Annotated in this window: 16 protein-coding genes; 11 read left to right on the top strand and 5 right to left on the bottom strand. The window is 67.9% G+C overall.

Features of this window, described 5'->3' with window-relative positions; translation table 11 throughout:
- Positions 1 to 8: 8 nt before the first annotated feature.
- Entirely contained in the window at positions 9 to 947 is a 939-nt protein-coding gene (locus tag AC4BAR_RS13295; protein ID WP_490628360.1) for a LysR family transcriptional regulator, read from the bottom strand.
- Between the two features lie 105 nt (positions 948 to 1,052).
- On the opposite strand from AC4BAR_RS13295, the gene AC4BAR_RS13300 reads away from it, so the two are divergent.
- Genes AC4BAR_RS13300 through fba form a run of 8 tightly spaced genes read left to right on the top strand, consistent with a single transcriptional unit; the run spans position 1,053 to position 8,509 of the window.
- On the top strand, positions 1,053 to 2,513 hold the full coding sequence (locus AC4BAR_RS13300; RefSeq protein WP_490628361.1) for a form I ribulose bisphosphate carboxylase large subunit: 1,461 nt from the start codon (positions 1,053 to 1,055) through the stop codon (positions 2,511 to 2,513).
- Between the two features lie 30 nt (positions 2,514 to 2,543).
- Positions 2,544 to 2,978 (top strand): ribulose bisphosphate carboxylase small subunit, encoded by a 435-nt coding sequence (locus AC4BAR_RS13305; protein ID WP_490628362.1) that lies wholly within the window; start codon positions 2,544 to 2,546, stop codon positions 2,976 to 2,978.
- Positions 2,979 to 3,023: 45 nt separating this feature from the next.
- Entirely contained in the window at positions 3,024 to 3,992 is a 969-nt protein-coding gene (cbbX, locus tag AC4BAR_RS13310; RefSeq protein WP_490628363.1) for a CbbX protein, read from the top strand.
- Positions 3,989 to 4,735 carry an HAD-IA family hydrolase gene (locus tag AC4BAR_RS13315; protein ID WP_490628364.1) on the top strand — a complete coding sequence of 249 codons (747 nt, stop codon included), beginning with the start codon at positions 3,989 to 3,991 and terminating at the stop codon, positions 4,733 to 4,735. The genes cbbX and AC4BAR_RS13315 overlap by 4 nt, the downstream gene beginning before the upstream one ends.
- A 14-nt stretch (positions 4,736 to 4,749) precedes the next feature.
- A complete protein-coding gene (locus tag AC4BAR_RS13320) occupies positions 4,750 to 5,844 on the top strand; it encodes a class 1 fructose-bisphosphatase (RefSeq protein ID WP_490628365.1) in 1,095 nt (364 codons plus the stop codon).
- A gap of 24 nt (positions 5,845 to 5,868) precedes the next feature.
- The gene (locus AC4BAR_RS13325) at positions 5,869 to 6,753 is read left to right on the top strand and encodes a phosphoribulokinase (RefSeq protein ID WP_490628366.1); all 885 of its coding nucleotides are present in this window, start codon (positions 5,869 to 5,871) and stop codon (positions 6,751 to 6,753) included.
- Positions 6,750 to 7,433: a phosphoglycolate phosphatase gene (gene gph, locus AC4BAR_RS13330; protein ID WP_490628367.1), complete on the top strand. Its 684-nt coding sequence runs from the start codon at positions 6,750 to 6,752 to the stop codon at positions 7,431 to 7,433. The genes AC4BAR_RS13325 and gph overlap by 4 nt, the downstream gene beginning before the upstream one ends.
- Before the next feature lie 32 nt (positions 7,434 to 7,465).
- Positions 7,466 to 8,509: a class II fructose-bisphosphate aldolase gene (gene fba, locus AC4BAR_RS13335; protein ID WP_490628368.1), complete on the top strand. Its 1,044-nt coding sequence runs from the start codon at positions 7,466 to 7,468 to the stop codon at positions 8,507 to 8,509.
- Positions 8,510 to 8,516: 7 nt separating this feature from the next.
- Here the strand turns inward: fba and AC4BAR_RS13340 are convergent, their stop codons facing one another.
- From AC4BAR_RS13340 to AC4BAR_RS13350, 3 genes are all read right to left on the bottom strand, one after another.
- The gene (locus AC4BAR_RS13340; protein WP_490628369.1) at positions 8,517 to 9,233 is read right to left on the bottom strand and encodes a queuosine precursor transporter; all 717 of its coding nucleotides are present in this window, start codon (positions 9,231 to 9,233) and stop codon (positions 8,517 to 8,519) included.
- 95 nt (positions 9,234 to 9,328) lie between these two features.
- On the bottom strand, positions 9,329 to 11,569 hold the full coding sequence (locus AC4BAR_RS13345) for a xanthine dehydrogenase family protein molybdopterin-binding subunit (protein WP_490628370.1): 2,241 nt from the start codon (positions 11,567 to 11,569) through the stop codon (positions 9,329 to 9,331).
- Between the two features lie 9 nt (positions 11,570 to 11,578).
- Positions 11,579 to 12,046, bottom strand: a complete 468-nt coding sequence (locus AC4BAR_RS13350) for a (2Fe-2S)-binding protein (RefSeq protein ID WP_490628371.1) — start codon at positions 12,044 to 12,046, stop codon at positions 11,579 to 11,581.
- 171 nt (positions 12,047 to 12,217) lie between these two features.
- On the opposite strand from AC4BAR_RS13350, the gene AC4BAR_RS13355 reads away from it, so the two are divergent.
- Complete coding sequence (locus AC4BAR_RS13355; RefSeq protein WP_490628372.1) at positions 12,218 to 13,114, top strand: AraC family transcriptional regulator; 897 nt, start codon at positions 12,218 to 12,220, stop codon at positions 13,112 to 13,114.
- 76 nt (positions 13,115 to 13,190) lie between these two features.
- Positions 13,191 to 13,694, top strand: coding sequence for a hypothetical protein (locus tag AC4BAR_RS13360; RefSeq protein ID WP_490628373.1), 504 nt, complete (start codon positions 13,191 to 13,193; stop codon positions 13,692 to 13,694).
- Between the two features lie 18 nt (positions 13,695 to 13,712).
- Here AC4BAR_RS13360 and AC4BAR_RS13365 read toward each other — a convergent pair whose 3' ends face one another.
- Positions 13,713 to 14,438 (bottom strand): TetR/AcrR family transcriptional regulator, encoded by a 726-nt coding sequence (locus AC4BAR_RS13365; RefSeq protein ID WP_490628374.1) that lies wholly within the window; start codon positions 14,436 to 14,438, stop codon positions 13,713 to 13,715.
- A 207-nt stretch (positions 14,439 to 14,645) separates the two neighbouring features.
- On the opposite strand from AC4BAR_RS13365, the gene AC4BAR_RS13370 reads away from it, so the two are divergent.
- Positions 14,646 to 15,308, top strand: coding sequence for an alpha/beta hydrolase (locus AC4BAR_RS13370; RefSeq protein WP_490628375.1), 663 nt, complete (start codon positions 14,646 to 14,648; stop codon positions 15,306 to 15,308).
- Positions 15,309 to 15,310: the final 2 nt, after the last annotated feature.

The raw sequence follows: 15,310 nt of genomic DNA on the forward strand, positions 1-15,310 counted from the left end.
TGGCCGCCTCAGGCCGGCGGCATGGGCAGGTGGTGGCGGAAGGCGGCGGCGAGTTCGCGCTCGCCATGCTCCAGCACAAAGTAGCGAAAGGCCTCGGCCGCCGGCGACAGCAGCTTGGCCGAGGTGTGCACGCAGTTCCAGGCCCGCACCACCGGGCTGCCCTCGACGTCGAGCACCGCAATCAACCGGTGGTCCAGCTCCAGCCCCAGCGTGTGCAGCGACAGAAAGCCCAGGCCCAGGCCGGCCATCACCGCCTGCTTGATGGTTTCGTTGCTGGTCAGCTCCATCGCCACCTTGGGCTCCAGCCAGCCGGTCTGCAAAAACTTTTCCATCGCCGCCCGGGTGCCCGAGCCGGCTTCGCGAACGATGAAGGCGTGAGGTCGCAAGGCCTCCAGCGTCAGCCGCTCGCCCTGCGCCAGCGGGTGGTCCACCGGGGCCACAAACACATGCGGGTGGGCGGCAAACGGCTCGGCCCGGGTGGCCAGCTCCTTGGGTGGCCGGCCCATGATGGCGATGTCGACCTCGTTGGCCCGCAGCAGCTGCAGCAGCTTCTCGCGGTTGCCCTCGACCAGCCGCACCTCCACCCCCTCGTGCTCGCGCCGGAAGCTGGCCAGCAGCCGGGGCAGAAAGTACTTGGCGGTGCTGACCATGCCGATGGTCAGCGTGCCCAGCTCCAGCTTTTGCAGCCGGGCGGCGGCGTCCTCGGCGTCCTTCAGCGTGGCCAGCATCTTGCGCGCATAAACCAGCATGTACTCGCCGGTGGTGGTGAGCGACACGCTGCGGCCGTTGCGCTCGAACAGCGCCAGGCCGATGTGGCCTTCCAGCTCCTTGACCTGCATGGTCACGGCCGGTGGGCTCAGGTGCAGGCTGCGGGCGGCCTTGGCAAAGCTGAGGTGGCGGGCGACCTCGTTGAACACACGCAACTGCCGGAAGGTGGCGTTCTTCATTCAGTTAAAGCTTAACTCGAATCGCCGAATTATTGAATTTACCTTATCAAACCGCGTCCCTACAGTCGGCTTTCCCACAGCCCACCCGACCAGGAGCCGACCACCATGACCGACGCCGCCACCGCCATCACAGACAGCAAGAAGCGCTACGCCGCCGGGGTGCTGAAGTACCGCCAGATGGGTTACTGGATGCCCAACTACCAGCCCAAGGACACCGACACCATCTGTTTGTTCCGCATCACCCCGCAGGACGGCGTGGATCCGGTGGAGGCGGCGGCGGCGGTGGCCGGCGAGTCCAGCACCGCCACCTGGACCGTGGTGTGGACCGACCGCCTGACCGCCTGCGACAGCTACCGCGCCAAGGCCTACCGGGTCGAGCCGGTGCCGGGCCGGCCGGGCGAGTACTTTGCCTGGGTGGCCTACGACATCATCCTGTTCGAGGAAGGCAGCATCAGCAACATGACGGCCAGCCTGATCGGCAACGTTTTCAGCTTCAAGCCGCTGAAGGCGGCCCGGCTGGAAGACATCCGCATCCCGGTGGCCTATGTCAAAACCTTCAAGGGCCCGCCCACCGGCCTGGTGGTGGAACGCGAGCGGCTGGACAAGTTCGGCCGGCCGCTGCTGGGCGCCACCACCAAACCCAAGCTGGGCCTGAGTGGCCGCAACTACGGCCGGGTGGTCTACGAGGGCCTGAAAGGCGGGCTGGACTTCATGAAGGACGACGAGAACATCAACTCCCAGCCCTTTATGCACTGGCGCGACCGCTACCTCTACGTGATGGACGCGGTGAACAAGGCCAGTGCCGCCACCGGCGAGGTCAAGGGCAGCTACCTCAACGTCACCGCCGCCACCATGGAAGACATGTACGAGCGTGCCGATTTCGCCAAGGAGCTGGGCAGCGTGATCGTGATGATCGACCTGGTGATTGGCTACACCGCCATCCAGAGCATGGCCAACTGGGCGCGCAAGAACGACATGATCCTGCACCTGCACCGCGCCGGGCACGGCACCTACACCCGGCAGAAGAACCACGGCGTGAGCTTCCGTGTCATTGCCAAGTGGATGCGGCTGGCCGGGGTGGACCACATCCACGCCGGCACCGCGGTGGGCAAGCTCGAGGGCGACCCGCTGACCGTGCAGGGCTACTACGACGTCTGCCGCGAAAGCGTGACCCGGGTCAACCTGCAACGCGGCAACCACTTCGAGCAGGACTGGTGCGACATCAAAAAGGTCATGCCGGTGGCCAGCGGCGGCATCCATGCCGGCCAGATGCACCAGCTGATCGACCTGTTCGGCGACGACGTGGTGCTGCAGTTCGGCGGCGGCACCATCGGCCACCCGCAGGGCATCCAGGCCGGGGCGGTGGCCAACCGGGTGGCGCTGGAATGCATGGTCAAGGCGCGCAACGAGGGCAAGAACCTCCTCGAAGAAGGCCCGGACATCCTGCGCAAGGCGGCCCAGCACTGCACGCCGCTGAAGGCCGCGCTCGACACCTGGGGCGAGATCAGCTTCAACTACGCGCCCACCGACAGCAGCGACTACGCCGTCACGCCGGCCATGGCCTGACCCCCTCACCCCGTCCAAGGAGCCAACGCCATGATGACCAACCCCACCGGCCGCATCACCCAGGGCCAGTTCAGTTTCCTGCCCGACCTGACGGACGACGAAATCGCGCTGCAGATCGAGTACGGCCTGAAACGCGGCTACGCCTGGAGCGTGGAGTACACCGACGACCCGCACCCGCGCAACACCTACTGGGAGATGCACGGCCACCCGATGTTCGACCTGCGCGACGCCGCCGGCGTGATGGTGGAACTGCGCGAATGCCGCCAGGCCTTTCCCCGCCACTACATCCGGCTGATGGCCTTTGACGCCACCCGCGGCGTGGAAACCATCGCGATGAGTTTCATCGTCCACCGGCCGGTCAACGAGCCCGGCTTCATGCTGGAACGCCAGGAGGTCAACGGCCGCACCATGCGCTACACCACCCGCGGCTACGCGGCCAGCCGGTCCGAAGGCGAGCGCTACTGACGGCCGGCCCCGGCCTGCCCCACCGAGCTGTCCACCCGCCAGCCCATGAAATCCCCGCTCTACGCCCTGCCCGCCAGCGCCGGCGCTGTGCCCGATGCAGCCGATGTGGCCACGCCCGCGGCCAGCGCCCCGGTGGCCCGCTCGGTGGGCCAGGTGCTGGCCGACTCGCAGGTCGAGGCGGTGCTGGCCGAGCTGGACCACGACCTGGTGGGCCTGGCGCCGGTGAAGGCCCGCATCCGCGACATCGCCGCGCTGCTGGTGATCGACAAGCTGCGCATCAACCTGGGCCTGACCAGCCAGGCGCCCAGCCTGCACATGAGCTTCACCGGCAACCCCGGCACCGGCAAGACCACGGTGGCGCTGCGCATGGCCACCATCCTGCACCGGCTGGGCTATGTGCGCAAAGGCCACCTGGTGGCCGTCACCCGCGACGACCTGGTGGGCCAGTACATCGGCCACACCGCACCCAAGACCAAGGAGGTGCTGAAGAAGGCCATGGGCGGCGTGTTGTTCATCGACGAGGCCTACTACCTCTACCGCCCGGAGAACGAACGCGACTACGGCCAGGAGGCCATCGAGATCCTGCTGCAGGTGATGGAGAACCACCGCGACGACCTGGTGGTGATCCTGGCCGGTTACAAGGACCGCATGGACACCTTCTTCCAGTCCAACCCCGGCATGAGCAGCCGCATCGCCCACCACCTGGACTTTCCCGACTACGCGGTGGCCGAACTGGCCCACATCGCCCAGCACATGCTGGTGGCGCAGAACTACCGCTTCGGCCCCGGCGCGCAGGAGGCCTTCGACGCCTACCTGCAGCGCCGCGTGGTCCAGCCCCATTTCGCCAACGCCCGCAGCGTGCGCAACGCGCTCGACCGGGCCCGGCTGCGCCAGGCCAGCCGGCTGTTTGCCGACCGCGAGCGCGAACTCAGCGCCGACGACCTGAGCACGCTGACCGCGCCGGACATCCTGGCCAGCCGGGTGTTCCAGTCCACCGAAGGAGCCCCGCCATGAACGCCCTGCCGCTGCAAGCGCTGATCTTCGACGTCGACGGCACGCTGGCCGACACCGAGTACGCCCACCTGGAGGCCTTCAACGAGGCCTTTGCCGCCGAGGGCCTGGACTGGCACTGGGACCTGGCGCACTACACCGAGCTGCTGACCATCTCCGGCGGCAAGGAACGCATCCGCCACCACTGGCAGCAGGTGCAGCCCGGCCTGACCGACATCGACGGCCACGCGCTGCGCGACACCATCGACCGCATCCACGCGATGAAAACCGCCGCCTACGAGGCCAGGGTGCGGGCCGGTGCGGTGACGCTGCGGCCCGGCGTGCTGGCCTTGATCGAGGACGGGCTGCGCCACCGCCTGAAGCTGGCGATTGCCACCACCACCTCGCCAGCCAACATCGCCGCGCTGCTGCGCCCGGTGCTGGGCGACGGCTGGGCCAGTCGCTTCGCGGTGGTGGAAGACGCCTCCACCGCGCCGCGCAAAAAGCCCGACCCCCAGGTCTACCGGCAAACCCTGCAGCGCCTGGGCCTGCCAGCCGCCGCCTGTGTGACGCTGGAAGACTCGGCCAATGGCCTGCAGGCCGCGCTGGCCGCCGGCCTGGCCACGGTGATCACCCCCACCGGCTTCACCCAGCACCATGATTTCAGCGGTGCGCTGCGGGTGCTGCCCCACCTGGACGGCGTCGGCGTGGCCACGCTGCGGGCCTGGCACACCGGCCGCCAGGCGCCGGTGCTGGTCGGCGCCTGAACGGAGCCTTGGCCATGCCCTTGTCGCCCCGCTTCACGCTGACCCAGTATTTGATCGAGCAGCGCCGCCAGTTCCCGCAGGCCACCGGGGATTTCAACGCCCTGCTGCTTGACGTGGCGCTGGCCTGCAAGGCGATTGCCCGGACCGTGGCGCTGGGCGCACTGGGCGACGTGCTGGGCGACCATGGCAGTGCGGACGGCGCCAGCGTCAACGTGCAGGGCGAGACGCAGAAAAAGCTCGACGTCATCAGCAACGAAGTCTTCACCCGGCGCACCGAATGGGGTGGCCACCTGGCCGGCATGGCCTCGGAGGAAATGGCCGAGCCGCACCAGATTCCCGCCGCCTACCCGCGTGGCAAGTACCTGCTGGTGTTCGACCCGCTGGACGGCTCCAGCAACATCGACGTCAACGTGTCGGTGGGCAGCATCTTCTCGGTGCTGCGTGCGCCACAAGACGTGCTGGACAGCGGCCGCGACGTGGTGGAGGCCGACTTTTTGCAGCCCGGTTGCCGCCAGGTGGCGGCCGGCTACGCGCTCTACGGGCCCACCACCATGCTGATCCTGTCGGTGGGCAAGGGCGTGGCCGGCTTCACGCTCAACCCCGAACTGGGCGAGTTCATGCTGACCCACCCGGACCTGCAGGTGCCGCCCGACACCCAGGAGTTCGCCATCAACGCATCCAACAGCCGCTTCTGGGAACCGCCGGTCAAGCGCTATGTGGACGAGTGCCTGGCCGGTGTGGCCGGCCCGCGCGGCAAGGACTTCAACATGCGCTGGATCGCCTCCATGGTGGCCGAGGCCCACCGCATCCTGATGCGCGGCGGTGTGTTCATGTACCCGCGCGACACCAAAACGCCGGCCAAGCCCGGCCGGCTGCGGCTGCTGTACGAGGCCAACCCCATCGGCTTCATCATGGAACAGGCCGGCGGGCGGGCCAGCACCGGCCGTCAGCCTGTGCTGGGCCTGACCCCCAGCGCCCTGCACCAGCGGGTGGGCCTGGTGTTCGGCTCCAAGAACGAGGTCGAGCGCATCGAGCGCTACCACGCCGACCCGGCCTCGCACGACAGCGGCAACCCGCTGTTTGCCGAACGCAGCCTGTTCCGCCACTGAGCCGGTCCCACCCCAGGAAGCCCCATGTCCGAGCGCCACCCTATCATCGCCATCACTGGCTCGTCCGGTGCCGGCACGACCTCGGTCACCCGCACCTTCACCAACATCTTCCGCCGCGAGGGCATCCACGCGGCGGTGGTCGAGGGCGACAGCTTTCACCGCTACGACCGGCAGGAGATGAAGCAGCGCCAGGCCGAGGCCGAGCGCGCCGGCAACGGCCACTTCAGCCATTTCGGCCCGGAGAACAACCTGTTCACCGAACTGGCCGGGCTGTTCGGCCAGTACGCCCACAACGGCACCGGCCAGCACCGCAAGTACCTGCACAACGCGGAGGAGGCCGCGCCCCATGGCCAGCCGCCCGGCACCTTCACCCCGTGGACACCGGTGCCCGACGACACCGACCTGCTGTTTTACGAAGGCCTGCACGGCGCGGTGGTGACGCCCGAGGTCAACATCGCCCAGCACCCCGACCTGCTGGTGGGCGTGGTGCCGGTGATCAACCTGGAATGGATACAGAAACTGTGGCGCGACAAACACCACCGCGGCTACAGCACCGAGGCGGTGACCGACACCATCCTGCGCCGCATGCCCGACTACGTGCACTACATCGTGCCGCAGTTCGCCCACACCCATGTGAACTTCCAGCGTGTGCCCATGGTGGACACCTCCAACCCCTTCATCGCCCGCGACATTCCCACGGCCGACGAGAGCATGGTGGTGATCCGCTTCGCCCAGCCCAAGGGCATCGACTTTCAGTACCTGCTGAGCATGGTGCACGACAGCTTCATGTCGCGCGCCAACACCATCGTCGTACCGGGCGGCAAGATGGAGCTGGCGATGCAGCTGATCTTCACGCCCTTCATCTGGCGCATGATGGAGCGGCGCCGGCGCGCGCTGGGCGCCGAATGAACCCGCGGCTGGCGCTGTTCGACCTTGACGGCACGCTGGTGGAAACCGCGCCGGAAATCACCGATGCCGTCAACGACACCTTGTGGCAGTTCGGCCTGCCCACCGTGGCCCAGGCCCAGGCCGAGGCCTGGATAGGCCATGGCACCCACACCCTGCTGATGCAGGCGCTGGCCTGGGCCACCAGCCAGGCCAGCGACCGACCCGCACTGCCGCCGCAGGCCGAGATCTCCGCCGCCTTCGATGGCCATTACCACCGCCGCTGCGGCACCCGCAGCCGGCTCTACCCCGGCGTGCGCGAGGTGCTGCAGCAGCTGCACGCCGCCGGCGTCTGGCTGACCGTGGTCACCAACAAGGAGGGCCGCTACACCCAGCGGGTGCTGGACGCCCATGACCTGGGTCCGCTGTTCGACCGCGTGGTCTCCGGCGACAGCCTGCCCACCAAAAAGCCCGACCCGATCGGCGTGTTGTTTTGCCTGCGGGCCTTTGGCCTGTCACCGAAGGAGGCGCTGTTCGTCGGCGATTCGTCCATCGACGTGGCCACCGCCCGCCGCGCCGGCGTGCCCGTCTGGGCGCTGAGCCATGGCTACAACATGGGGCAGCCGATCGCCGCCAGCCAGCCCGACCGGGTGATCGACCATTTCGCCACGCTGCTCGAGGCCTGGCCCGGCGTTACGGCCTGAGGCCACGGCACCCTTTGTTTTCAGGAGTTCCCATGGCCTTTGTCACCCTGCGCCAGCTGCTCGACCACGCGGCCGAGCACCAGTACGGCATTCCGGCGTTCAACGTCAACAACCTGGAACAGATCCAGGCCATCATGGAAGCCGCCGAGGAGACCCGCAGCCCGGTGATCCTGCAGGCCTCGGCCGGCGCCCGCAAATACGCCGGCGAGGCCTACCTGCGCCACATGGTGCTGGCCGCGGTGGAGCAGCACCCCGACATCCCGGTGGTGCTGCACCAGGACCATGGCGCCTCACCGGCCGTGTGTGTGCAGGCCATCCGCTCGGGCTTCACCAGCGTGATGATGGACGGCTCGCTGATGCCCGACGCCAAGACCCCGGCCAGCTACGCCCACAACCTGGCGGTGACGCGCCAGGCCTGCGAACTGGCGCACGCGGTGGGGGTCTCGGTGGAAGGCGAGCTGGGTTGCCTGGGCTCGCTGGAAACCGGCGAGGCGGGCGAGGAAGATGGGGTGGGCGCGGCCGGCCGGCTGAGCCACGACATGCTGCTGACCGACCCGGTGCAGGCGCTTGACTTCGTGGCCCGCACCGGGGTGGACGCGCTGGCCATTGCCATCGGCACCAGCCACGGCGCCTACAAGTTCAGCCGCCCGCCCACCGGCGACATCCTGGCCATGGACCGCATCGCCGCCATCCACGCCGCGCTGCCCAACACCCATTTGGTGATGCACGGCTCCAGCAGCGTGCCGCAGGAATGGCTGGACACCATCCGCGCCCATGGCGGTGAGATCAAGGCCACCTACGGCGTGCCGGTGGAAGAAATCCAGCGCGGTATCCGCCATGGCGTGCGCAAGGTCAACATCGACACCGACATCCGGCTGGCCATGACCGGCGCGATGCGCCAGAGCATGGCCCAGCAGCGCAGCGAGTTCGACCCACGCAAGGCCCTGGTGGCGGCCAAGAACGCCGCCCGTGATGTGGTCAAGGCGCGCTACGAGGCCTTTGGCTGCTGCGGCCAGGCCGAGCGCATCCGGCCGGTGCCGCTGGAGGCCATGGTGCCGCGCTACGCCAAGCACTGACGGCGGCTCAAGGTGCCGCGTCGTCGCCCAAGTGGAAGGGGTTGAAGTTGGTGTCCCGGTCGTAGTGGTCCACCCCCTCGGCGCGCTTGAGCCAGCCCACCACCGCGTAGGTCAGCGGCGTGGCCAGAACCTCCCACAGCGTCTTCAGCAGGTACTGCACCAGCGTCACCGCCAGGATGTCCGAGGTGGCCCAGATGCCGTAGAAGGCGATGAAGTAAAACAGGCCGGAATCGACCAGCTCACCCACCAGCGTGGAGCCGATGGTGCGGGTCCACAGCCAGCGGCCTTGGGTGAGCAGCTTGAGCTTGGCCAGCACAAAGCTGTTGGCAAAGCTGCCGCACCAGAAGGCCAGCATGGACGCCAGCGCGATGCGCCAGGCGCCACCGAAAACGCCTTCCAGCTGGCCCTGGTAGCTGGCCATGAAGTCGGTGGGGGCGGCCGGCAGGGCCACCACCACCGCCGCCATCACCGAGGCAAAGGCCAGCGAGGCAAAACCGGCCCACACCACCCGGCGGTCGCGGCCATAGCCATAGACCTCGGTCAGGATGTCGCCGAACAGATACGAGATGGGAAAGAACAGCACCCCGGCACCAAAGGTCACCGGGCCCCAGCCGGGCAAGGTCAGCGTGGCCTGCTTGGCCGCGCCGATGAAGTTGGAGCACAGCAGCACACAGACAAAGGCCGCCAGGATGAAGTCGTAGTAGCGGTAGGACGTGCGACGCATGGGGAGCCTCGGGGGGTGATGCCCCCATTCTAGGCAAGGCCATGAAAAAGGCCGCCGGCCTCCCCAGAGGCACGGCGGCCGCAGGGCCAGCGGGCTCAGGCCAGCTTGAACGGCAGCTCGCGCGGCGTGTTGCCGGTGAGCTGGGCCACGGCGTTGGCGAAGGCCGGCGCCAGCGGCGGCAGGCCGGGCTCGCCCATGCCGGTGGGCGCGTCGGTGCTGGGCACCAGGTGCACCGCAACCTGGGGCATGTCGGTGATGCGGGGCACGGCAAAGTCGTGGAAATTGCTCTGCTCGACCACGCCGTCTTTCAGCGTGATGGCCGCACCGGGCAAACACATCGACAAGCCCATCAGCGCGCCACCCTGCACCTGGGCTTCCAGCGTTTTGGGGTTGACCACCAGGTTGCAGTGCACGCCGGCGGTCACGCGGTGCAGCTTCGGAACGCCCTTGTCCACCGAGGCCTCGACCACGTAGGCCACCACCGACTGGAACGATTCATGCACCGCCACGCCCCAGGCGCGGCCGGCGGGCAGTGTGCGCTTGCCGTAGCCCGATCGGTCCACCGCCAGTTGCAACGCGGCCTTGTGGCGCGGCGCGGCGTCACCGATCAGCTTCAGGCGGTAGGCCACCGGGTCCTGGCCGGACTGGCGGGCCACCTCGTCGATCAGCGTTTCCATCACGTAGGCGGTGTGGGTCGAGCCCACGCTGCGCCACCACAGCACCGGCACATTGGCCTGCGGGTGGTGCACCGACAGCCGCATGGGCAGCGCGTAGGGCTCCTTCATGCCTTCCACGGCCGTGGCGTCGATGCCGTCCTTGACCATGAAGGCCTCGAAGGGCGAACCCTTGACGATGGACTGGCCGACGATCACATGGTCCCAGGCCTTGATGTTGCCCTGGGCGTCAAAGCCGATCTCGGCACGGTGCACATGCAACGGCCGGTAGTAGCCACCCTTGACGTCGTCTTCGCGGCTCCAGACCATGCGCACCGGCACGTTGAGGCCGGCCGCCTTGGCGGCCTTGGCCACCTGCACCGCCTCCACCACGTAGTCGCTGGTGGGGATGGCGCGCCGGCCGAAACCGCCACCGGCCATCTGGGTGTGGACCTTGACCTGGGCCGCCTCCACGCCCAGCACCTTGGCGGCGGCGGCGGCGTCCAGCCCCGGCATTTGGGTGCCCAGCCACAGCTCGGCACCGGTGCCGCTGAGCGACACGGTGCAGTTCAGCGGCTCCATCGGCGTGTGGGCCAGGTAGGGGAAGACGTACTCGGCGCTGATCTTCTTGGGCGCGGCAGAGAGTTGGCTCACGTCAGCGTCAAACTTCACCAGGCCCTTGGTTTTGGCCAGCGCGCGGTAGGCTGCCAACTGCTTGGTGGTGTCCACCTTTTCCACCGCGCTGCTGTCCCATTCGACCTTGAGCGCGTCGCGGCCCTTCTTGGCGGCCCAGTAGCCGCTGGCGACCACCGCCACGCTCTCGCCACCCCGGTCGGCCGGCACCCGCAGCACGGCCTTGACGCCGGGCACGGCCTTGGCGGCCACGTCGTCCACCGATTTGACCTTGGCGCCAAACACTGGCGCATGGGCCACCACGGCGGTGAGTTGGCCCGGCAAGCGGGTGTCGATGCCATAGGACTGCTGGCCGCTGGATTTGGCCCGCGCGTCGATGCGGCCGGTGGGCTGGCCGATCAGGCGGAAGGTCTTGGGGTCTTTCAGCACCACGGTCTGCGGCACCGGCTGCTGCATGGCGGCGGCGGCCAGCGGGCCGTAGCCCAGCTTCTGGCCCTTGGGGCCGATGACAAAGCCCTTGTCGGTGCGCACGGACGCCACCGGCACCTGCCACTGCGCGGCGGCCGCCGCCATCAGCATGGCCCGGGTGCGGGCGCCCAGTTCGCGGTACTGGGTGTAGGAGTTCTTGATGGTGTTGGAGCCACCGGTCAGGTGCATGCCAAAGGCCGGGTCAAAGTAGGCCGGGTTGGCATCGCCATGGGTGCTGCGCACGCGGCTCCAGTCGGCGTCCAGTTCCTCGGCCAGGATCATGGGCAGCGCGGTCTGCACGCCCTGGCCGAAGTCCAGCCGGTTGATGACCACGGTGACGATGCCGTCCGGGCTGATGCGCACAAAGGCGCTGGGCTGCTGCTGCGGCGTCAGCCCAGCGGGTGCAGCGGTGGGGGCGTCGGCGGCCAGCGCCGCGCCGGCAGGGAACAGGCCCAGCGCAAAGCCGGACGCGGTGGCCATCTTCAGAAAGCCGCGGCGTTGCAGGCCGGCGCTCACCGGGGCGTCGTGCGGCGCGGTGCCGGCCAGCAGATCGTGGGAGTCGGTGGGGGATGTGAACAACATGGGGTTTCCTCAGGCAAGTGCGCGGGCGGCATCAAGGATGGCGGCGCGGATGCGCACATAGGTGCCGCAACGGCAGATGTTGCCGGCCATGGCGGCGTCGATGTCGGCATCGGTCGGCTTGCGGTTTTTCTGCAGCAGCGCGGTGGCGCTCATCACCTGGCCACTCTGGCAGTAGCCACACTGGGCCACGTCGTGCTTGACCCAGGCGTCCTGCACGGCCTTGCCCACCTTGCCGGCGGGGCCGCTGGCCACCGCCTCGATGGTGGTGACCTTGCGGCCGTTCAGCGACGAGATGGGCGTGATGCAGGAGCGGGTGGCCACGCCGTTGACGTGCACGGTGCAGGCGCCACACAGCGCCATGCCGCAGCCGAATTTGGTGCCGGTCAGGCCGATCTCGTCGCGCAGCGCCCACAGCAGCGGGGTGTCGCCGGGCAGGTCGACCTGGTGGGTCTTCTGGTTGATGTTCAGTGGGGTCATACAGGCCTTTCTTGAGGATGGGGTGATTGTTCCCAGCGGGGTGCATGCGCTCAAGAAAAATCCTGCACAAGACTTGCCTGATCCTGCAAAAGTTCGGACAGAACAACCTGTTTCATCGCCAGAACCTGGATACTTGCTCCACCAGACCGTAATACTGTAGACACACGCACCATGGCCAAATCCGCCCCCTCCCCGACCCCCCTGGCCGAGCTGCTGCGCGGCCTGGACCTGCAGGAAGGCATCCACCCCAGCCGGGTGGCTGGCGTCAACCTGATGCACACCCAGCGCAGTTTTCCGCGGGTGCCGCTGGTCTACGAACCCTGTGTGGTGATCGTCGCCCAAGGCCACAAGATCGGTTACCTGGGTGACGAGCGCTACTGCTACGACCGCGACAACTACCTGGTGCTGTCGGTGCCTCTGCCGTTTGAGTGCGAAACCCAGGCCACACCCGAATCGCCGCTGCTGGGCCTGTCGGTCAGCCTGCAGCCGGCGCTGATCCAGGAGTTGCTGCTGCAGCTCGATGAGCCCGGCCCCGGCGCCCGCGAGGTGCCGCGCGGCATCTGCTCCGCGCCCATGACCGAGGCGCTGCGTGACGCCAGCTGCCGGCTGCTGCACTGCCTGCGCAGCGACACCGAAAGCCGCATCCTGGGCCCGCAGCTGGTGCGCGAAATCGTCTTCCGGGTGCTGCAAGGACCCTATGGCGGCGCCTTGCGCAACCTGGCGGCGCGGCATGGCCATTTCAGCACCATGGCCCGGGTGTTGCAGCGCATCCATGCCGATTACGCCGAGGCGCTGGACATCGAAACCCTGGCCCGCGAGGCCCACATGAGCGTGTCCAGCTTCCACCACAACTTCAAGGCCGTCACCTCCAGCTCGCCATTGCAATACCTGAAAAGCATCCGCCTGCACAAGGCCCGGTTGCTGATGGCCCACGATGGCGAACGCGCCAGTGCGGCGGCGCTGCGGGTGGGCTACGAAAGCGTGTCGCAGTTCAACCGCGAGTTCAAGCGCGCCTTTGGCAACAGCCCGGGCGAGGACATGCGGCAACTGCGGGCCGGTCCCAACTGAGCACCCGGCCGGTGCCAGGGCTTGCCAGACAGAGGGCGGCCTTGATAATGCGGTTTTGCCTTCCTGGGAGCTGCGCTTGAAACACCTATCACTCTTTGCCGTGGCCGCCTGCCTGGCCGGTGCCGCCCATGCCGACGCCATGGGCGATTTCGCCAACATCTTTGCCCAATGCGAAGCCACCCACAAGGCCATCCGGGCCGGTGAGGTGATGGCCGATGCGCCGCCGCTGTGGGTGCGCAAGATCACTACCGAGTCCAAGCTCAAGTACGAGATCAGCCAGAAATACTACTCATCGCCCTTTGTGGCGGTGCTGACGGTGGAGCGTATCGAGGGTTTTGGTGTGGCCAACAGCCAGGCCGCAGCGCAACAGCTGGTGGCCGGCCCGGACAACCGGCTGCAGCGCGACGTGGCTCGCCTTGCCTACATCGCCGAAGGCGGCCGCTGGCGCACCACCGAGGTGACCGTGGGCACCGAGACCAAAGCCAAACGCGACGACCCCTGGGGACCGGCCAGCATCGTCAAGCTGGACCGCGACGCCGCGCAAAAGGCCAACCAGCCCTGGACCGCCTGCTTGCGCTGACAGCCGGCCCGCTGGGGCTCAGGACGGCAGCTTGGCCGAAGCCTCGCCGTTCAACTCACCCAGCGCAAAGGGCGGCATGCCCAGCGCGCTCCAGCCATCGGCCTCGCCGGGCAAGGCCTCCAGCAGCGAGGGCTTGGGCTGGGTGGACAGCATGCGCTCCAGAAAACGCACCAGCGCCGCCGACACCTGTTCGCCGGTCCAGGTGCCGCTGGCGCTGTACCACTTCATCACCCAGTTGAGCATGCCCAGGGCGGCAAACACGGCCAGTTTGGGGTTGCAGGGCACGATGCTGCCGTCGGCCGTGCCCTCGATCACCAGGGTGCGCAACTCGGCCTCAAACTGGTCACGGCGGGCCACGATCAGCCGCACATGCTCTTTCGACAAGGCGTGCTCTTCCAGAATCAGCACAAAGCTGCGGTTTTCAGACAGCATCATGCTGAGGTAACTCTCCAACGCCTGGCACAGCCGGGTCAGCCCCGAGCCCGGCGCCGAACGGGCCTGGACCACACTCTCCAGCGCCATGTCCATGGCCGCCTGGTGGCAGAAATACAGCAGCTCATCCTTGCTCTTCACATAGGTGTAAAGCGCCGCCTTGCTGACGCCCAGGATGGAGGCAATCTCGGTGAGCGAGGTGCCGTGGTAGCCGTTGCGGGTGAAACAGGCGGCGGCCTCCCTCAGCAAGGCCTCGCGCTTGGCCTCAAACTGTGCCTTGGCCGCGGGTACTGCACCGTTCCATACTGGCATCTTTTGTCTCCTGGTTTTTCTTCTTGCGGGTGAGTGTATTGAAGCGCACCGAACACCGGTCAGAACCATAAGATACCCCAGTGACCCGCCGGTCGCCATCAGCCAAAAGTACAGTCGAACCACGGGGTCGTCGGGCCGACCGGGTGAAGGCCGTCGGCCGCGTCGGCCGGTGCGGCAAAATCGGGGTTTCACCACGCCACGCCCACCATGTCCCTCGAAGCCCTGGCCTTTGAAACCGGCCCCCACCCCACCGCCACCGTCATCGTGCTGCACGGCCTGGGCGCCGACGGCCACGACTTCGTGCCGGTGGCCCGCGAGCTGGACCTGCGGTCTGTCGGCGCCGTGCGTTTTGTCTTCCCCCACGCGCCGCTGCAGCCGGTGACCATCAACGGCGGCTACGTGATGCGGGCCTGGTACGACATCCTGGGTGCCGATCTGGTGCGCCGCGAAGACGAGGCCGGCCTGCGCCAGTCCTGCGACCTGATCGAATCGCTGCTGGCCAGCGAGCGCGCCCTCGGCGTGCCAGCAGCCCGCACCGTGCTGATGGGCTTTTCGCAGGGCTGCGCGATGACGCTGATGGCTGGCCTGCGCCACCCCGAACGGCTGGCCGGATTGATCGGCTTGTCAGGCTACCTGCCGCTGGCCGCCAGCACCGCCGCCGAGCGCAGCCCGGCCAACGCCGACGTGCCGATTTTTCTGGCCCATGGCCGGGTCGATCCGGTGGTGCCGCTGGCCCGCGCCACCGCCTCACGCGACGCGCTGCAGGCGCTGGGCTACGCGCCCGAATGGCACGAGTACCCCATGCCCCACTCGGTCAGCCCGGAGGAGATTGACGACATCAACGCCTTCCTGTTGCGTGTGCTGGCCTGAAG

The organism is Rhodoferax sp. SPJ4 (assembly GCF_058216275.1).